Source organism: Halobacterium sp. DL1, assembly GCA_000230955.3.
In the GTDB taxonomy this organism is placed as follows: Archaea; Halobacteriota; Halobacteria; order Halobacteriales; family Halobacteriaceae; genus Halobacterium.
In genome coordinates this window covers 2,772,954-2,791,124 of record CP007060.1, presented here as the reverse complement: position 1 = coordinate 2,791,124, position 18,171 = coordinate 2,772,954, and the positions used below count along the sequence as shown (strand labels likewise).

Genomic DNA, 18,171 nt, shown 5'->3' with positions numbered 1-18,171 from the left:
TCAGTCCGCCGCGGCGGGCGCCGACGCCTCCGCGGCCGCGTCGAGCAGCGCGCGCTCGGTGTACAGCTCCAGAAGCTGGGCGCGGAACTCCCCGGAGGCCTGCAGGTCGTCCATCAGCATCGTCTCGTCGACGTCCTCGGTCGCGCGGCTCGCGGCGTCGGCGGCGCTGTCGTCGTCGATGGACTCGCCCTCGATGGCGTCGGCCACCGTCGGCAGCAGGACGCCCTGGCCGACCGCGCCGTTCGCGCCGACCCGGGCGTTCTCGACGGTGCCGTCGTCGACGTCCAGCAGCACTGAGACGCCGATGATGGCGTACCCGGAGGACGGACTCGGTTTCTTCGCGTAGGCGCCCACGGCGCCGTCCGCGGCGGGGACGTCGACGCGTTTCAGGATCTCGTCCTCCGCGAGGTCCGTGGCGTACATCCCGTAGAAGAACTCCTCGACGGGAATCTCGCGCTCGCCGTCCGGCCCCTGGGCGACCAGCGTGGCGTCGGAGGCCAGCGCCGCGCCCGGCAGGTCCGAGGCGGGGTCGGCGTGCGCGAGGTTGCCGCCGACTGTTCCTCGGTTGCGCACCTGCGCGTCGCCGACCTCGGCGACGGCCGCGGTCATCGCCGGCGCGTGCTCCTGGGCGGCCTCGGAGTCGACGAGGTCGCTGTACCGCGTCATCGCGCCGATGGAGAGCGTGTCGCCGTCGGCGCGCACGCCGTGGAGTTCGTCGACGTCGCCGAGGTCGACGAGCACGTCGGGGCTCGACAGCCCTGTCTTCATCGCGGGCAGCAGGCTGTGGCCGCCCGCGAGCAGTTCCACCTGGCCGCCGTACTCGCCGAGTAGTTCGACCGCGTGGTCGACCGACTCCGCCTCGTGGTAGTCGAACTCGTCTGGGAACATCAGGTCTCACCCCCCTCGTCCGCGTCCGCATCCCCGCGCTCCCCGCTGCCGTCCGCGGTGGCCTGGTCGTTGACCGCGCGCCAGACGCGCTCCTCGGTCATCGGCATCTCCACGCCGTCGACGCCGAACGGCTCGAGCGCGTCCGAGACGGCGTTCACGACGGCCTGCGGCGCGGCGATGGTGCCCGCCTCCCCGACGCCCTTCACGCCGAGCGGGTTGTGCGGGCTCGGGGTCACCGTCGACTCGGTCTCCATCTCGGGGATGTGCTCGGCCTTCGGCACCGCGTAGTCCTGCATCGACCCCGTCAGGAGGCTGCCGTTCTCGTCGTACTCGGCGCCCTCGTAGAGGGCCTGGCCGACGCCCTGCGCGACGCCGCCGTGGATCTGCCCCTCCACGATCTTCGGGTTGATCTGGTTGCCGACGTCGTCGACCGCGACGTAGCGCTCGAACTCGATCTCGCCGGACTCGGGGTCGACCTCCACGATGGCGACGTGCGTGCCGAACGGGAAGACGAAGTTGTCCGGGTCGTAGAACGACGTCGCCTCCAGGCCCGGCTCCTCGCCCTCGGGCATGTCGTGGGCGAGGTAGGACTGCGCGGCGACGTCCTGGATGCCCATCGAGCGGTCGGGCGCGCCGGCGACGCTGTACTCGCCGTCGGCGAACTCGACGTCGTCCGGGTCGGCCTCGAGCTGGTGGGCGGCGATGCGCTTCCCCTTCTCGACGACCTTCTCGGCGCTCTTCACGAGCGAACTCCCGCCGACCGCGGCGCTCCGCGAGCCGTACGTCCCCATGCCGTGGGGAATCTCGTCCGTGTCGCCCTCGACGACGTCGACGTCGTCGTAGGGGACGCCGAGTTCGTTCGCGACGATCTGGGCGTACGTCGTGCCGTGGCCCTGCCCGTGGTCGGAGGTGCCACAGAACGCCGTCACCGTCCCCGACGGGTGGAAGCGCACGATGCTGGACTCCCAGAGTCCCGCCTGTGCGCCGAGCTGCCCCGCCAGCTCCGAGGGGGCGAGCCCACACGCCTCGATGTAGCAGGAGAACCCGATGCCGAGATAGCGGCCCTCCTCGCGGGCCTGCTCCTGGCGCTCGCGGAACTCGTCGTAGTCCACGAGGTCCTTGGCCTCCTGCATCGGCTTCTCGTAGTCGCCGCTGTCGTAGACCACGGCGACCTGCGTCTCGAACGGGAAGTCCTCGCTGTCGACGAAGTTCCGGCGGCGGAACTCCGTTGGGTCCATGTCGAGTTCCCGCGCGGCGAGGTGCATCATGCGCTCGACGACGAACGACGCCTCCGGGCGGCCCGCGCCGCGGTAGGCGTCGACCGGCGGGACGTTCGTGAACGCGCCCTCCACCGAGCAGTGGATGGCGGGGATGTCGTACTGGCCCGACAGCAGCGTGCCGTAGAGGTACGTCGGCACCGCGGGCGCGAACGTCGAGAGGTACGCCCCGAGGTTCGCCTGCGTGTCGACGCGGAACCCCTCGATGTCGCCGTCGTCGCTCACCGCGAGTTCGGCGGTGGTCTCGTGGCCGCGGCCCTGTGCGTCTGTCATGTACGTCTCCGAGCGCGTGGCGACCCACTTCACGGGCCGTTCGAGGTGTTTGGCGGTCCACGCCACGAGCGCCTCGTCGGCGTAGTGGTGGATCTTGCTCCCGAACCCGCCGCCGACGTCCGGCGCCTTGATGCGGAGCTTGTGCTCGGGGTGGTCGAGCACGCCCGACATGAGGAGCCGGTGGACGTGGGGGTTCTGGGTCGTCATGAACACCTCCAGCTCGTCGTCACCGGGCGTGTAGTCGGCCACCGCTGCCCGGGGTTCCATCGCGTTCGGGATGAGGAGCTGGTTGTCCGCCTCGAACTCCACGACGCGGTCGGCGTCCGCGAACGCCTCGTCGGTCTTCTCCGCGTCGCCGATCTCCCAGTCGAGGGCGACGTTGCCCTCGGCGTCGTCGTGGAGTCCGGGCGCGTCGTCCGCGAGCGCCTCGCCCGGACCTGTCACCGCCTCCCGGCGCTCGTAGTCGACGTCGACCTCGTCGAGTGCGTCGTGGGCGAGGTAGCGCTCCTCGGCGACGACCACCGCGATGGCGTCGCCCTGGTAGCGCACCCGACCGTCCGCGAGTATCGGGTGGTCGACGTCGTTCAGGCTCGGCAGCAGCCACGCCACCGGTAGCATGAACGGGAGGTTCCCCGGTGTGTCATCCCGGGCCAGGTCCTCGTGCGTGTACGCGCCGATGACACCGTCCATCTCCTCGGCGCCGCTCGTGTCGACGTCCTCGATGTCGGCGTGGGCGTACCGGCTCCTGAGGATAGCCATGTGCGCCGTGTTTGGCAGTTCGATGTCGTCCGTGTACTCGGCGTCGCCCGTGATGAGCGAGGGGTCCTCGCGGCGCTCGATGGCCGACCCGAGGATGTCCGCGGCGTCGACGTCGTCCGGGTCGACGGAGTCGATGGTCATTCCGAATCACCCCCATCGTCGGTCGGATAGTCCGCTGTCAGGTCCAACTCTCTCCCGCCGTCGGCCGCGGCGACGTCGTCCGCCGCCGCGTCACCGCCGGTCGTTCCCATCTGCTCGGCGGCGTTCTGGACCGCGTTCACGATGTTCTGGTAGCCCGTGCAGCGACAGAGGTTCCCCTCGAGAGCCTCCCGGACCTCTTCGCGGTCGGGGTCCGGGTTCTCCTCCAGGAGGTCCGCCGCGGAGAGCATCATCCCCGGCGTGCAGTAGCCACACTGCAGGCCGTGTTCCTCCTGGAACCCCTGCTGTATCGGGTGGAGGTCGCCGCCCGTCGAGAGCCCCTCGACGGTCTGTATCTCCGCGCCGTCGGCCTGCACGGCGAGCGCCGTACAGGACTTCACCGCGTCGCCGTCGAGGCGCACCGTGCACGCCCCACAGAGGCTACTCTCGCAACCGACGTTCGTGCCCGTGTAGCCGAGTTCGTCACGGAGCGCGTGTACGAGCAGAGTTCGAGACTCGACCGTGAGGTCGTGGTCCGTACCGTTCACCGTCAGCGTGATGTCGTGTGTCGTCATATCTTGTCTCCCCTCGACCGGCCGAGAAGCCGGTCAGTGAGGCTCCTGTGGTATCTCTCCCCGTCTCCGTCGGCCATCTCCAGGTCGCGGTCGCCGTGGACTTCCCGGAGTGCGTCGAAGTCGACGTTCTCCTCTTCGACTTCGGCGAGGAACTCGCAGCCCGGGAGCGCGGCCGCCACGAGCACGGGGTCCGGGAGGGCGAGCCACTCCTCCTCGGTGGTCGTGTCGTCTAGCTCGAACGTACCGTTGCATTCCATCGTGGCCAGTCACCTGTTGATGGGTGTGAACAACCCTCGTGGTAACGTCTGTCTACGAGTGCAAAAGTGTTCGTGTGGGACAGGAACCGGCTGGAAAAAGTGAAGAGAACCCGTTACGGGCTCGAACTCGCGTAACGAGTTAAGCGACAGTTACCGCCGGACGGCCGGGGACGACCAGCTATACCGGTCGCCGTTTCCCAACCACCTCCACTTCTTCTCACCGCTCGAAGACAGAAAACTGATACCTGCCGTGCGTCTATCCGCGGACAGTCCGATGGTCCGATCCGCCCTCCACGCCCTCCAGACAGTGCTGACTGACCCGGCGACGTTCTTCGAGCGCAACCCTCCGGGGGACTCCCTCGCCGGGGCAGTCGTCGCGGTCTCCGCGGTCGCAGTGGTCAGCAGTCTCGTGCTCCTCGTGCTCGGCGCGTTTTTGGCGTCACGGGTCGACGCCACGGTGACGGTGACGACCCTCGAGCCGTGGCCGGAGTTGGTCTGCCAGAACTACGCGGAGATGGAGGGTCCGCTCCCCGAGGCCTGCACCATCGACGAACCGCAGACGAAGCAGGTGTCCGTCGGGTCGAAGCTGCAGTCCGCGGTGTACGGCCGGATTCCCCTCGTCTTCGTCGGGACGTACGTCGGCTGGCTGCTGGTCAGCGTCGGCCTCCACGCGGTCTCCGCGTTCACGGACGGAAGCGGGTCCTTCGCCGCCACGCTCGCGGTCACCGGCTGGGCGACCCCCGCACAGCTCGCGTCGACGCTGCTCGGACTCGCGGGAATCGTCCTGGCGTTCAACGGCGTCGAGTTCGCGAGCGACCCCGAACTGCTGGCAGACCAGCTCCGTCGAATCGCGAGCACGTCCCGTGGTTTGCTCGGCGTGCTCGGCTCGCTCGTCGGGGTCACGTGGCAGGCGTACATCTGGACACACGGCATCCGCGAGAGCCACGGTAGTTCGTTCGGTGGCGCCGCCACCGCGGCCGGCGTCACGGCCGTCGTGCTGTTCGTCTTCTCGCTGGCCTGACGCGGTCCACTTTCACTTTCACCCCGCGGCAGGATGCGGTATATGGGGCGAACGGGCGTTCGTTGAGACAGGTGACTGATGGATGAGAACTACGCCGACGCGGGCTGGCGCGTCAAGTGCCCTCGCGGCCACACGCGCTTGCGGCGCCTCCGGGACGGCCGGTACTACTGCCGCAGCTGCGACGCGCACTACGAGCCGACCGACCTCCGGGGGTGAACGGGCGTGTCGATAGACCCCCGCGCGAACTCGGTGGCGAACGGCACCCGGAGCGTCCTCAACGGCAACCCGGACGCGACCGCTCGCCTCCCGTCGCCCGCCGAGACGTACGAACTCTCGGAGCTCCCCGAGGAGGTCCGCCGCATCTTCCGGCGGTTCCGGGAGCACGGCATCGTCGAGGCGGTGTCCCGCTCCGACGGCGGGCCGAACGTCTACCGCACCGACCCCGGCGCCTACGAGGTCGCCCGCGAGATACGCAGTGAGCGCCGCACGCTCCCCTGCGGCCACGGTGGGATGCAGAACCTCCGGGGCGACGACTACTCCTGTGGCGACCCCGACTGCGAGGCTCGCTACGACCGCGACACCGTCGCCGACGTCCTGTTCGCGTAGCGTCTGCTGGTTGTCTGACGCTCGTCAGTCCTCCGCGGGCGCCGTTTCAACTGGAGAACTCACAGACGGCTCACGGCCGGTGTCACCCCGGAACCACCTTCTAGAACGCGAAATCGGGGGGTTGCGCCGGGACGCAACCCCTTCGTTTCAACTGGAACGGGGTGTGCGAACACGCCTCACTTCTCGACGTCGAGCAGCGCCACGCGCTCCCGGACGACCCCCGAGAGGTCGTCGACGACCGCTCGCTCGGCGTCGCTCACGTCGAAGAACTCCCACAGCGTCGTCGGGTCGCCGCCGAGGGTCGCCCGCTCGTCGAGCAGGTCGGCCACCGCGCTCGCGGCCGCCGCCTCGTCGCCGTCTTGCAGGGGCTCGCTGTCGACCACGACGACCACGGCGCTCTCGCCCTCGTCGACGCCCATCGCCAGCGCCCGCCGAATCTGTCGTCGGCCCGCTGCGTACAACAGTATCTCGACCGCGCGGTCGGTGGCGACGTTCTCGTCGCGCTCGAACGCGCGGTTCGCGTGCGCGACGGCGGCCTCGAGGTGCGCGCGGTCCGCGACGTAGTCGGCGTCGAACGCCTGCACCGCACAGTCGTGCTCGTCGCCGATATCGCCGAGGGTGGCGACGAACCCGTCCACGTCCTCGACAGTCGCGACGCCCTCGACGACCCTCACGAGAAGTCCCCCAGGTTCGCCTGTCCGTCGCGCTCGCTCTCCTCGACCGCGGCGACCGTGTCGGCGTCCGCGTCGACGTCCGTCAGGTCCGGGTTCGGGTGGCCGACGTTCTCCAGGATGCGCTCGGCCGTCTTCCGGCGCCCCCGGACCGCGCCGAGCACGACGCTCTTCTCGGCGTTCCGGAGGTCCGCTCGCGTCTCGATGCCCGCCTCGTACAGCCGCCGCGCGCGCTTCCGGCCGACGTCCCGGACGCCCGCGAGGTCCAGCAGTTCCTCGCGGACGCCGTACTGCACGCGCTTGCGGGCCTCCCGGACCGCGGTGGCGCCCACGCCGATGTCGGCGGCGAGCCGCTCGGTCGCGTTCAGCAGCCACTCCGCCGTCTCGACCTTCCCGCGGATGTCGCCAGGCCCGACGCCGTAGCGCTCCGCGATGCGGTCCTCGTCGAGTTCGGAGGCCCAGTCGTCGAGGAGCTTCGCGGTCTTCAGCGCCGACAGCCAGTCCTCCCAGTGGGCCTCCTCCTCGCGGGGCGCCGGCCCGAGTAGCTGCTCCTCGACCTCGTAGGCCAGCTCTGTGTACTGCTCGCGGTCGCCCGACCGGAGGTAGAGCTCGTACATGTCCGGCGTCCGGCTCACGAGGTGGTAGAGACCGAGCGGCGTCAACTCCACGTCGACGTCCGCGTCCTCGGGAATCGGCTCGGTCTCGGTCTGGAGGTCGCTGGCCGTCTGGAAGGGGTCACTGCCGCCCGCACTGCCCGCGTCGTCGTCGCTCGCCTCGTTCGCGGCCCCGCTCGCCGCCGCTCGCGCTGCATCGCGCAGTCCGTCGACGAGCGTCGCGGCGCTCATCGGGTCGACGTAGAGCTGGCTCACGAGGTGGCCAGTGGTGGTCGCGCGCAGCGCGCCGTTCTCGCGTTCGACGAACTCGTTGGCCTCGAGGTAGGCGAGCACGTCCCGCGCGACGCTCTCCAGTCGGCCGGGGTCGTCTGTCTGGGCGGCGTACAGCGTCTCTCCGAGGAACTCGTGGAGCGCCTCCTCGGTGGTGGTGAAGCCCGTGGCGACGGCCGCCAGCACGTGCGTCCGGAGCGCCGGCTCGGCCGCGAGCTTCGAGCGCACGGGGTCGGGGTCCGCGTAGATGTAGCGGTCGAACAGCTCCTCCAGTTCGTCGTGGCCGTTCGCCAAGAGGACGGCCTCACCGTACGGGTCGAGGCCCGGGCGGCCCGCGCGCCCGAACATCTGGTGCACTTCGAGCACCGAGAGGGGCTGCATCCCGCCCGCGGTGCCGTCGTAGCGCTGCCAGTCCCGCACGACGACCCGCCGCGAGGGCGTGTTCACGCCCGCCGCGAGCGTCGGCGTCGCTGCGACCACGCGGATGAGGCGCTCGCGGAACGCGTCCTCGACGAGTTCGCGGTGCTCGCGGGCGAGGCCGGCGTGGTGGAACGCCGCGCCCTTCGCCACGGCGTCGGCCAGGTCGTCGCTGGTCTCCGTGTCGCTGACGCCGCGTATCTCCTCGGCCACCTCGCGGAGGCGCTCGCGCTGGTCTGCGTCCAGCGACCCCTTCGTCACGTCCGAGAGCCGGCGGGCCGCTGCTTCGGCGTTCCGCCGCGAGTTCACGAAGACGAGCGTCGAGCCGTCGTCTTTCAGCGTGTCCGCGACGACGGCCGCGGTCTGGCTCCCCGACCCCACCGAGAGCTCCTCCTGGGTACCGTCGTCGTAGTGGACCGCCTGCCCGTAGTGGACGCCCGTCCGGAGGTCGATGGGCCGCCAGTCGGTGTCGACCAGTTCGGCGTCCAGCCAGTCGGCTATCTCGCCGGCGTTCCCGACCGTCGCCGACAGCGCCACGACCTGGAGGTCGGTCACGCGCTGTCGGAGTTTCGCGAGTGTCACCTCCAGGGTCGGGCCGCGGTGTTCGTCGTCCACGAGGTGGACCTCGTCGGCGACCACGCAGGCCAGGTCGTCGATCCAGCCCGCGCCGTTGCGCACGAGCGAGTCGACCTTCTCGGAGGTGGCGACGACGATGTCGTTGTCCGAGAGCCGCTCGCCGTCGCTCTGGTAGTTCCCCGTCGAGACTCCCACGGAGATGCCGAACTGCTCGAAGGCCTCGAACTCGGTGGCCTTTTCGCCGGCCAGCGCCCGCAGCGGCACGATGTACAGCGCCGTGCCGCCGCGCTCGATGGCCGACAGCATCGCCAGTTCCGCGATGAGGGTCTTCCCGCTCGCGGTCGGCACGCTCGCGACGAGGCTCCGGCCCTCGGTGGCGCCGGCCTCCACGGCCGCCGCCTGCGGGGGGTAGAGCTCCTCGATGCCCTCGCTCTCGAGGTGTGCTGCCACCCCCTCGGGCAGCCCCGAGATGTCCGCGACGTTCATTGGGCCGAGGTAGGCGCGTCCCGCGGTTTAAACTGTCGGGGTGGGCGAGCGTCAGTCGACAAGATAGTCCCGATACTGCCGGGCGAGGTTTGCGACGACGACACCGACAACGCCGACTAGGACCCCAACACCGACACCGAACGGCACTGCCTCGACGGCGGCTTGCGGGTACGGAGCACCACTACTCTGGCCGACCTGGAAGTAGTGGACGAAGTGGACGTAGACGGGGAGTACGGGGAGCAGGGCCGCCAGCAGCAGCGCATTTGTCCGGAGTTCCACCCACCCGCTGAGCAAGACCAGAACGAAGAGAAAGAACGGTGCGCCCAGGCCGAAGAACGCCAGTGCCGAGTCCTGGTACAGCGCGTAGATGCCGAACTGGACGGCCGACAGTACCGCTACGAGGCCGACGATTTCTGCTACTGTCGCCGGGTCGTCTCCGAGGAGGGTTCGTCTGTGCACGCTCGACTCCACTGCCTGCGATACTCGTTGGGGACATGATGAGTTTTGTGCCGATGAGGAGCGTCGGTGTCCGACCACTACCTGTCTCCCCTGACCCCGGCAACGATTTACCCCCAGGGCTGCCAGAGACGACTATGCGAATCGAGTTCGACCGGGACACCTGTATCGGGATGTTCCAGTGCGTCGCGGAGTGGGAGGAGGGCTTCGAGAAGGACATGGACGCCGGGAAAGCCGTCCTGAAAGACGGCGAGGAGACCGAGGAGGACGTCTTCTCCCGAGAAGTGCCCGAGGACGCGGAACTGGACGCGAAGTTCGCGGCGCGGGCGTGCCCCGTCGACGCCATCACGGTGTACGACGACGACGGCGAGCAGCTGATTCCCTGACTGCGGCGGCCATGGACGCGCCGGAATGCGGCCAGAGCGGCCCCGAACATTCATGTCCCAGCGAGTTGTACGCCTTGGTAGCATGTGCCATCCATGGGAGGAGGTACCGGTCTGGGCGGAGTCCGACGACGAGGAGGCCGAGGCGGACGAGACCGCCGAACTCCAGCGCGAGGTTTCGCCGTCGTAACACCCGGAGACACCCACCGCTGCCCTGACTACTCGCAGACAGCGGTAGCCTCGACTTCGACCACCAGGTCGTCGTCGAGGAGACGGCTCACCTCGACCACCGTGGTAGCCGGGCGCACGCCACCGAAGGCTTCCTCGTGAGCGCGGCCCACGGCCTCCCAGTCGTCGACGTCCGTGAGGAACAGGCGCGTGCGAACGACGTCCGACAGCGATGCGTCCGCCTCGCGGAGGGCGTCCGCGACGATGTCGATGGCGTGCTTGGTCTGCTCGTAGGGGTCGCCCGGCGCGACCACCTCGCCGTCCTCGACTGCGGTCGTCCCGGAGACGTGGACCTGGTCGCCCGCGCGGACCGCTCGCGAGTAGCCGACGCGGTCCTCCCAGTCGTTGCCGGAGCTGACGAGTTGTCGCATACCACCCGAATCGCGCCCAGAGGAGAAAAAACCGCGGCTCGAATTCACTCCGTGCTCGCTCAGTCCGTGGTCTCCCTGCAGTCGGCCAGCGCGCTACGAGATCTTGTCGTACTGCTCGGAGAGCTTCTCGGCGGCCTCGCCGAGCTGGTCGCGCTCGTACTCCGTGAGGTCCCACTCGACGACCTCCTCGACGCCGTTCGAGCCGAGCTTCACGGGGACGCCGAGGCCGACGTCGTCGAGGCCGAACTCGCCGTCGAGGACGACGGAGCCGGGGAGCACCTCGCCCGTATCGTGGAGGATGGCCTCGACCATGTGGGCGACGCCCGTCGCCGGGCCCCACTGGGTCGCGCCCTTCTTCTCGATGACGTTCATCGCGGACGTCTTCAGTTCGTCGAGAATCTCGACCTTCTCGTCGTCGCTGAACTCGGGGTCCGCGCCGTTCACGCGAACCTTCGAGAAGACGGGAACCTGGGCGTCGCCGTGCTCGCCGAGGATGGACGCCTCGACGTTCTGGACGGGCGCGTCGAAGCGCTGGCCGAGCACGTAGCGGAACCGCGCGGAGTCGAGGCGGCCGCCGAAGCCGACGACCTTGTTGCGGTCGCGGTCGCCCGTCTCGTAGAGGTGGCGGTTGAGCAGGTCGACGGGGTTCGACGTCGTGACGGTGACGAAGTCGTCGTTGTGCTCGGCGATGGAGGAGCCGATGTCCTCCATGATGGGGGCGTTGTCGCCCGCGAGGTCGATGCGGGTCTGGCCCGGCTGGCGCGGGATACCCGCCGTGATGACGACGACGTCGGAGCCCGCGGTGTCCTCGTAGGACCCCTGGTAGACCTCGGTGTTCGAGTCGTAGGCGACGCCGTGGTTGGCGTCCGCGGCCTGCCCGATGGTCTCGTCTTCCTTGTCCGGGATGTCCACGAACACGAGTTCGTCGGCAACGTCGCGGAGCGCGAGATTGTAGCCTGCGGCGGCGCCGACGGTGCCGGCGGCCCCCACGATGCTGACTTTCGTCATATCACGTAAACAGGCACCGGGCAGGCCGTTAAGCGCTTCGATAGCGCCAACTGAGTGCCCGTACCGCCCACTTTCGCTACCGACAGACGCCGAACGAAGATTCGACGGACGACGAACTCGTCTTCCCGCAGGCTTTTCGCCGCCGCGCCCTATTCCCTGCCTATGAGCGACACGGACGACGGCTTCGACGAGGAGGCCGTGCGGGAGGAACTCCGTCAGAAGTACGAGGACGAGCGCGAGGACCGGGAGGCGACCGCCCGGATGAGCGAACTGCTACTGCAGGGCGCGACGATGACCAACCAGCACTGCGACCGCTGCGGGACGCCCGTCTTCCGGTACGACGGCGAATCGTTCTGCCCGAACTGCCAGCACGAGGCCGAACAGGCCCAGACCCAGGAGCAGGCCGACAGTGCCCAGCGGGATGCCCCCGCCGAGCAGACAGCCGACACCCCTGTCGACGCACCATCCACCGACGAGGCGGCCCGGGCGTCCCAGTCGGACCAGCCGGACGCGGCGCGGACTGCCGACCGACGGGCACCGCCGTCGAAGTCGGGCGGCCAGCACGCGCCCGAGACCCGCAACCAGCAGCGCTCGCGGGATGCCGTCACGGAGCGGGGTCAGGAACCGCAGTCCGAACGACCCGAGCGCTCCCGTGGGACGGCGCCGTCCGGCGAAGCGGCCGACGCGCTGGAGTCCTCCATCTCGGCGCTGGCGCGCCGGGCCGCGGCCGCCGACGACCCGCGCACCGCCCGCGAGTACCTCGAGGCCGCCCGCGAGGCCGCCGAAGCGCTCGCCGCGCTCCGGTAGCCGGGCAGAACTGATTTGCCGGGCGCGCCCGCACGTTCGACCATGGAGATCCTCGTTCCCGTCGACGGGTCGGACTGTAGCTTCCGCGCGCTGGAGTTCGCTGCGGAGATGGCGCGCCGCTACGAGGCGAACATCCACGTCGTCCACTTCACGGACACCGAGACCGACGCCACGGACGAGATCGTGGACCGCGCACAGGACGTCCTCGACGCGCAGAACGTCGACGCCGTCCCGGAGGTGTCGACAGACGTCGACCTCGAGTTCCGGCCGGCCGACCAGGTCGGCGAGGACATCCTCGACCTCGTCGCGGACCACGGCTACGACCACGTCGTCATGGGCCACCACGGCTCCGGTACCATCGAGCGCGTCATCCTCGGGAGCGCCGCCGAGACCGTGATGCGTTCCGAACGCGTCCCTGTCACCGTCATCCCCTAATCCGGGCGGTAGTCGCTCGCGACGACTTCGCGGATGCGTTCGGCGGTCACCTGCCCGACGCCCTCCGCGTCCAGCAGGTCGTCCTCGCTCGCGGTCATCACGGCCTCCACGCTGCCGAACTCGTCGAGCAGCGAGCGCGCCGTCACCGGGCCGATGTCGGCGATGGCGGAGACGACGTACTCCTGTTGCTCGCCGAGCGTCTTCGCGGCCTTCTCGCCGTGGGCGCTCACCTCGCGGTCGTTGTCGAGCTGTTCGCGCTCAGCGACGGTCCGGATCATCTCCGCGGTGTCGTCCTCACCGCGCGTGTGGACGACGCTGACGCCCCAGTCCACCGCCAGCGAGGACAGCGCCGCCCGGATGGCGTTCGGGTGGACGTTGCGCTCGGCGTAGAGGTCACCGTCCCCCTCCAGCAGCAGGACAGGCCGCGTGTAGTGGCGCGTGAGGTCCTTGGCCTGCTCGAACAGCGACCGGTCGCCGCCCAGCAGCGTGTCCATGAAGTCGCCGTGGGTCTTCCGCTCGACGGCCACGCGGTCCGAGAGGACGTAGTCACCCACGGAGAGTGTCTCCAGGCGCGTCTCCACGTTCTCGCGCTTCGAGAGGTCGCGGGCGATGTTACTGTCGAGTTCTCGCTGGTCGACGACCACCTCCACGGTCTCCCCGTCGTCGCTCGACGCTCGCGCCGTCACGCCGTCTTCGGGTTCGTCGCCGCCCTCCACGTCCGCCGGGTCCGGGGCGTCGAAGTCCGCGAGGCCCGCCTGCTGGTCGGTCGTCGAGCCCTCGCTCTCGCCGCCGTCCGCGGTGGCGTTCGCTTCCGCACTCGCAGTGTCGGCGTCGCCAGCCTCGCTACCGGCGTCCTCGTCGCCGTACTCGTCCAGAGCCCGCTGGTCCTCACCCAGGTCGCCGGCCAGTTCGTCCGCGACGCCCTTCAGCGAGCGGAGTTCGTCCTCCATCTCCTGTTCGCGACGCCGCGAGATCCAGAAGTACGCCTCGTCGCGGGTGTCCTCGGCCATCAGCACGATGACCTTCCCCTCCGTCTGGCGGCCGGTGCGGCCCTTCCGCTGGACGGAGCGAATCGCGGTCGGCACGGGTTCGAAGAACAGCACGAGGTCGACCTCCGGCACGTCCAGGCCCTCCTCGGCGACCGAGGTCGAGACGAGCACCTCGAACTCCCCGCTCCGGAACTCGTCGAGGGTCTCGCGCTGTTCCTTCTGGGTCATCCCGTCGCTGCCGTCGGCGTCGCCCTGGCCGACGAACCGCCGGGTGTCGAAGTGCTGGCCGAGGAACTCCGTCAGAGCTTCGGCGGTGTCCCGGGACTCGGTGAAGACGATGACGCGCTCGCCCTCCTCGATGCCCAGCGTCTCCGCGAGCAACATCCTGGCGCGCCGGAACTTCGGGTGGAGGCCGTCGAACTCGTCGGCCTTCCGCATCGCCTCCTTGACCTTGGGTTCGCTCACGAGGCGCTGGCTCGCCTTCGACGCGCCCGACGAGCGGGCGGCGTTGCGCTGGCGCTCGAAGTATCGCCGTACCGATTCGACGCTCTGGGTCTCCACGAGCTCGACCGCCCGACGGAGCTTCATCACCTCGGCGTGGACGCTCATCCCCTGGTAGCCCTCGCTGTCGTCGTTGTCGATGAGCTCCTGGAGTCGCGCGCGGATCTTGTTCAGGTCCTTCTGGGAGACGTCCGGGCTCGACGCCCGCGTGACGCCCAGGTCCCGGAGTTTCTCCAGGCGGTCCTCGATGACCTCGTTGATGGCGTCCCGAACCTCGATGACCTGCTCTGGGAGTTCGATGCGCTCCCACTGGACGTCCGTGTCGTAGGTGTGCTCGCCGACGTCGGCGTCGTCCTCGGTCATCACTTCGACGTTCGCCACGCCGAGGTTCTCGCAGACCGTGCGGATGTCCTCCTCGTTGCCGCCCGGTGAGGCGCTCATCCCGGTGACGAGCGGGTCCGCGGCGTCGGCGTGGTAGCGCTCGGCGATGTACGTGTACGCGTAGTCGCCGGTCGCGCGGTGGCACTCGTCGAACGTGCAGTGGACCACGTCCCGCAGGCTGATTCGCCCGCCCACGAGGTCGTTCTCGACGACCTGGGGGGTGGCGACGACGACGCGGGCGCTCGACCACTGTTCCTCGCGGTCGTCCGGCCGCGTTTCCCCGGTGAACACGACGATCTCGTCGTCGGGAATCGTCAGCGCCTCGCGGTAGAACGTGGCGTGCTGTTCGACTAGCGGCTTCGTGGGCGCGAGCAACAGCGACTTCGCGCCGATGTCGTCGGCGAGGCGGTAGGCGGTCACCAGCAGGCTCACCGTCGTCTTCCCGAGGCCTGTCGGGAGGCAGACGAGTGTGTGGTCCTGCCGCGCTGCCGCCGCGAGCTGGAGCTGGTACTGGCGGGCTTCGATGACGTCCGGCTCCAGCATCGGGTGGTCGACGTACGCGGGCTCCGGCATTCGGAACGGGGTACGGCGCTCTCGGGGTTAAGGCTTCGCGTAGCGGGGTGAAAGTGGAGTCAGAGGACCGCCAGCACCACCCACATCGCCGCGCCCGCGCCGAGGGGAATGGTGGCGTTGTCGTCGATGACGTAGCCACGGACGACGGGCGTCGCGCCGTCCGCGAACGTCGCGACGAGCGCGCCCGCCACCCCCGCCACGAGCGGGACGTCGAGCAGGCTGGCGATGGCCAGACAGATGCCGAACGTCGCGAGCAGCACCCACCCCTGCTTGACGCCGAGTTCCCCGCGGGAGAGCAGGCCACTGGCGGGGTCGGCGAGCGCGAGCATCAGCATCGCGGGCACGGCGAGGGAGGGCGCGAACAGCCACGCGGTCGCCGTCCACGACAGTTCGTACAGGGCGTAGCCCGCGGGGTTGTCCTGCTCGTAGTCGCGGGTGAGCGCGTCGAATATCCACCAGGAGACGTAGCCCGAGAGCCGGAGCGCCTCCAGCACCACGGTGCAGACGGCGCCGACGACCAGCAGCCAGCGCACGGCCTCCCAGGAGAGCAGGCCCGCGAGGAACGCGCCCGGGAGCACCGCACCGCTGGCGTGCACCAGCCGCCGGCCGACTTCGCTCACAGCTCGTCGAAGGTGACGTCGCCGTCGCGCAGCGCCGGCAGTAGCTCGGTGAGCTCGGTCAGTTCGACGCGCGTCTGGGCCGTCGAGTCGCGGTCGCGGAGCGTCACCGTGCCGTCCTCGAGGCTGTCGTAGTCGACGGTGACGCAGTACGGCGTGCCGACCTCGTCCTGCCGGCGGTACCGGCGACCGATGTTCCCGGAGTCGTCGTAGGTCACGTCGACGCCGGCCTCACGGAGGTCCGCCGCCAGGTCGCGGGCTGTCTCGCCCAGGCCGTCCTTGTCCATCAGCGGGAACACGCCGACGGTCGTCGGCGCGACCTCCGCGGGCAGGCGGAGCACGCTGCGCTCCTCGCCCTCGACCTCGTCCTCGTCGTAGTTGTGCGCGAGCACCGTGTACACCGCGCGCCCGACGCCGAACGCGGGTTCGACCACGTGCGGGACGATGTGGCGGCCGGACTCGGTCTGCTCCTCGACCGCGAAGCCGGTCTGCTCGGTCGGAACCGTGTACGCCTCGCCGTCGACCTCGACGGTGACCTCGTCGTCCTCGAACGCCGAGCGGTCGCGCTCGGCGAGCGCCTTGAGGGCGTCCGCGACGGCCCCGGCGTCGCCGCCGAACTTCGGGCCCAGCGCGGACATGTCCGGGTCGACGGTCGCGCGCTCGACGGTCTTCGGCTCGTCGTACTGCTGGAAGACGGTGAAGTTGTCGTCGGCGTGCTCCGAGTGCTTCGAGAGGTCGTAGTCGGTCCGGGAGGCGATGCCTTCCAGTTCCACCCAGTCGCCGCCGACCTCGCCCTCCGCGTCCCAGCAATCAGAGGCGTAGTGGGCGAGTTCGCCGGGGAGGTGCTGGCGGAACCGGAACCGCTCCATGTCCACGCCGACCCGCTCGAACCACTGCTTCGACCGCGCGAGGAAGTACGCCACCCACTCGCCCTGTACGACGCCCTCCTCGAGGGCCTCCTGGGGCGTGAGCCGCAGGTACTCCTCGCCGTCGGCCTGCTGGGCCTCGACGGGGTACAGCGGCAGTTCGACGTCCGCGACCCGCGAGAGGTCCGGCCCCTCGCCCTCCGGGTCGACGAAGAACTCTAGTTCCGCCATCGTGAACTCACGGGCGCGCAGCAGCGCGTTCCGCGGGCTGATCTCGTTGCGGTAGCCCGCGCCGATCTGCGCGGCGCCGAACGGCAGCTGGTTGCGGGCGTACTCCTTCAGGCGCGGGAACTCCGTGAACATCCCCTGGGCCGTCTCCGGCCGGAGGTAGCCGGGCTGGCCGGAGCCGGGGCCGATGCTCGTCGCGAACATCAAGTTGAACCCCTCGACGGGCTGGCCGACCAGGGACGCGCCGCAGTCAGGGCAGACGAGGTCGTGCTCGGCGATGAGCGCCTCGACCTCCTCGGTCGGCACGGACTCGGCGTCCTCCACGTCGGTGTTGTCCTCGACGACGTGGTCGGCGCGGTGGCTCTCACCACACTCCGGGCACTCCACGAGCATGTCGTCGAAGCCGTCGAGGTGGCCCGACGCCTCGAAGACCGCTTCCGGGGTCACCGTCGGGGAGTCGATCTCCATGTTACCCTCGCGGGTGACGAAGCGGTCGCGCCACGTCTCCTCGACGTTGCGCTTCAGCGCCGCGCCCTCCGGGCCGTAGGTGTAGAACCCGGAGACGCCACCGTACGCCTCGTTCGCCTGGAAGAAGAACCCGCGGCGGCGCGCGAGCTCGTCTAGCTCACTCATCGGCCACCCCCGCGAGCAGGTCGACGTCCCGGACGATGCCGACGAGTTCGTCGCCGGACATCAGCGGCACCTGTTCGACGTCGTTGGTCAGCATCTGCTGGGCCACCTCGCGAGCGGTGCGGCGCTTCGACACCGTCAGCACGTCGCGAGTCATGAACTCCTCGACGGGTTCGGCGGGAATCTCGACGTTCCGCGTCGGGAGGTAGCGGCTCCCGGTCGCCTTGATGGACTCCCACTTCCAGTCGTCGTCGTCGTCCGCGATGGAGTCGCCGGTGTTGGCCTCGCCCTCGACGACCCGGGCCACCTCTATGACGTCGACCTCGGTGACGATGCCGGCCATTTCGCCGTCCTCGCCGAGCACGACCGAGTACGGAACGTTCGCGAACGATATCTCGCGCTCCGTGACCGTCAGCGGCGTGCCCGCGTACGTCGTGTTCACGTCCCGGCGCGCGAGTCCGCCGACCTCAGTGTCGCCGTCCTCCTCGCCGTCGGCGATGGCGCGAACCACGTCGGTCACCGTGACGATACCCTCCAGGCGGCCGTCCTCGACGACGGGGACGCGGCGGGCGTCCTCGCGGAGCATCAGCGCCGCCACCTCCTGGATGGTGGCATCCGTCGTCGTGGTCGGCGCGTCCCGCATCAGCATCGCCAGCTGGTCCTCCTCGGGGCGTTCGATGAGGTCGTCCCGGGAGATGAGTCCGCGGTACTGCTCGCCGTCCTCGGAGGGCTTCACGACGGGTACGGAGGAGAAGGCCCGCTCCTGGAGATACTCGAGAATGTCGTCCCGCGTCCCCGGCAACTCGACCGTCACTACGTCGGCCCGGGGGGTCATCGCGTCTGCGACGTTCATGTAGCCGACATTCTCTC

20 protein-coding genes are annotated in these 18,171 nt (G+C 69.6%); 7 read left to right on the top strand and 13 right to left on the bottom strand.

From position 1 onward, the window contains the following. The 4 genes from HALDL1_16535 to HALDL1_16520 are packed head-to-tail and all read right to left on the bottom strand — an operon-like array spanning position 1 to position 4,167. Positions 1-888 (bottom strand): molybdopterin dehydrogenase, encoded by an 888-nt coding sequence (locus tag HALDL1_16535; protein AHG05025.1) that lies wholly within the window; start codon positions 886-888, stop codon positions 1-3. After that, entirely contained in the window at positions 888-3,338 is a 2,451-nt protein-coding gene (locus HALDL1_16530) for a carbon-monoxide dehydrogenase (GenBank protein ID AHG05024.1), read from the bottom strand. Before HALDL1_16530 ends, HALDL1_16535 begins: the two co-directional genes overlap by 1 nt. Beyond that, positions 3,335-3,910, bottom strand: coding sequence for a carbon monoxide dehydrogenase (locus HALDL1_16525; protein AHG05023.1), 576 nt, complete (start codon positions 3,908-3,910; stop codon positions 3,335-3,337). The genes HALDL1_16530 and HALDL1_16525 overlap by 4 nt, the downstream gene beginning before the upstream one ends. Further along, positions 3,907-4,167: a hypothetical protein gene (locus HALDL1_16520; GenBank protein ID AHG05423.1), complete on the bottom strand. Its 261-nt coding sequence runs from the start codon at positions 4,165-4,167 to the stop codon at positions 3,907-3,909. The genes HALDL1_16525 and HALDL1_16520 overlap by 4 nt, the downstream gene beginning before the upstream one ends. A 274-nt stretch (positions 4,168-4,441) precedes the next feature. On the opposite strand from HALDL1_16520, the gene HALDL1_16515 reads away from it, so the two are divergent. From HALDL1_16515 to HALDL1_16505, 3 genes are all read left to right on the top strand, one after another. Then, a complete protein-coding gene (locus HALDL1_16515; GenBank protein ID AHG05422.1) occupies positions 4,442-5,188 on the top strand; it encodes a hypothetical protein in 747 nt (248 codons plus the stop codon). A gap of 78 nt (positions 5,189-5,266) precedes the next feature. Then, positions 5,267-5,404, top strand: a complete 138-nt coding sequence (locus HALDL1_16510) for a hypothetical protein (GenBank protein AHG05421.1) — start codon at positions 5,267-5,269, stop codon at positions 5,402-5,404. A 6-nt stretch (positions 5,405-5,410) separates the two neighbouring features. Continuing rightward, the gene (locus HALDL1_16505) at positions 5,411-5,794 is read left to right on the top strand and encodes a hypothetical protein (protein AHG05420.1); all 384 of its coding nucleotides are present in this window, start codon (positions 5,411-5,413) and stop codon (positions 5,792-5,794) included. A gap of 176 nt (positions 5,795-5,970) precedes the next feature. Here HALDL1_16505 and HALDL1_16500 read toward each other — a convergent pair whose 3' ends face one another. The 3 genes from HALDL1_16500 to HALDL1_16490 are packed head-to-tail and all read right to left on the bottom strand — an operon-like array spanning position 5,971 to position 9,299. Next, positions 5,971-6,468, bottom strand: a complete 498-nt coding sequence (locus HALDL1_16500; protein AHG05022.1) for a KEOPS complex component — start codon at positions 6,466-6,468, stop codon at positions 5,971-5,973. Beyond that, positions 6,465-8,828: a DEAD/DEAH box helicase gene (locus tag HALDL1_16495; protein AHG05021.1), complete on the bottom strand. Its 2,364-nt coding sequence runs from the start codon at positions 8,826-8,828 to the stop codon at positions 6,465-6,467. The genes HALDL1_16500 and HALDL1_16495 overlap by 4 nt, the downstream gene beginning before the upstream one ends. 51 nt (positions 8,829-8,879) lie before the next feature. Then, a complete protein-coding gene (locus HALDL1_16490) occupies positions 8,880-9,299 on the bottom strand; it encodes a hypothetical protein (GenBank protein AHG05419.1) in 420 nt (139 codons plus the stop codon). A 122-nt stretch (positions 9,300-9,421) separates the two neighbouring features. Between HALDL1_16490 and HALDL1_16485 the strand changes: the two genes are divergently transcribed. After that, positions 9,422-9,670 carry a ferredoxin gene (locus HALDL1_16485; protein AHG05020.1) on the top strand — a complete coding sequence of 83 codons (249 nt, stop codon included), beginning with the start codon at positions 9,422-9,424 and terminating at the stop codon, positions 9,668-9,670. 82 nt (positions 9,671-9,752) lie between these two features. After that, on the top strand, positions 9,753-9,857 hold the full coding sequence (locus HALDL1_16480) for a hypothetical protein (GenBank protein ID AHG05418.1): 105 nt from the start codon (positions 9,753-9,755) through the stop codon (positions 9,855-9,857). Between the two features lie 28 nt (positions 9,858-9,885). Here the strand turns inward: HALDL1_16480 and HALDL1_16475 are convergent, their stop codons facing one another. Both HALDL1_16475 and HALDL1_16470 read right to left on the bottom strand, forming a co-directional pair. Continuing rightward, positions 9,886-10,266: a hypothetical protein gene (locus HALDL1_16475; protein AHG05019.1), complete on the bottom strand. Its 381-nt coding sequence runs from the start codon at positions 10,264-10,266 to the stop codon at positions 9,886-9,888. A 93-nt stretch (positions 10,267-10,359) separates the two neighbouring features. Continuing rightward, entirely contained in the window at positions 10,360-11,274 is a 915-nt protein-coding gene (locus HALDL1_16470; GenBank protein ID AHG05018.1) for a malate dehydrogenase, read from the bottom strand. Positions 11,275-11,436: 162 nt separating this feature from the next. On the opposite strand from HALDL1_16470, the gene HALDL1_16465 reads away from it, so the two are divergent. Both HALDL1_16465 and HALDL1_16460 read left to right on the top strand, forming a co-directional pair. Beyond that, complete coding sequence (locus tag HALDL1_16465; GenBank protein ID AHG05017.1) at positions 11,437-12,081, top strand: hypothetical protein; 645 nt, start codon at positions 11,437-11,439, stop codon at positions 12,079-12,081. 42 nt (positions 12,082-12,123) lie between these two features. Further along, complete coding sequence (locus tag HALDL1_16460; protein ID AHG05016.1) at positions 12,124-12,516, top strand: universal stress protein UspA; 393 nt, start codon at positions 12,124-12,126, stop codon at positions 12,514-12,516. Here HALDL1_16460 and HALDL1_16455 read toward each other — a convergent pair. The 4 genes from HALDL1_16455 to HALDL1_16440 are packed head-to-tail and all read right to left on the bottom strand — an operon-like array spanning position 12,513 to position 18,154. Then, positions 12,513-14,960, bottom strand: coding sequence for a Hef nuclease (locus HALDL1_16455; GenBank protein AHG05015.1), 2,448 nt, complete (start codon positions 14,958-14,960; stop codon positions 12,513-12,515). The two genes, HALDL1_16460 and HALDL1_16455, sit on opposite strands and share 4 nt — an antisense overlap. 59 nt (positions 14,961-15,019) lie before the next feature. Continuing rightward, a complete protein-coding gene (locus HALDL1_16450) occupies positions 15,020-15,580 on the bottom strand; it encodes a dolichol kinase (protein ID AHG05014.1) in 561 nt (186 codons plus the stop codon). Continuing rightward, entirely contained in the window at positions 15,577-17,304 is a 1,728-nt protein-coding gene (locus HALDL1_16445; protein ID AHG05013.1) for a glycyl-tRNA synthetease, read from the bottom strand. Before HALDL1_16445 ends, HALDL1_16450 begins: the two co-directional genes overlap by 4 nt. After that, positions 17,297-18,154 (bottom strand): hypothetical protein, encoded by an 858-nt coding sequence (locus tag HALDL1_16440; protein ID AHG05012.1) that lies wholly within the window; start codon positions 18,152-18,154, stop codon positions 17,297-17,299. The genes HALDL1_16445 and HALDL1_16440 overlap by 8 nt, the downstream gene beginning before the upstream one ends. Positions 18,155-18,171 lie beyond the last annotated feature (17 nt).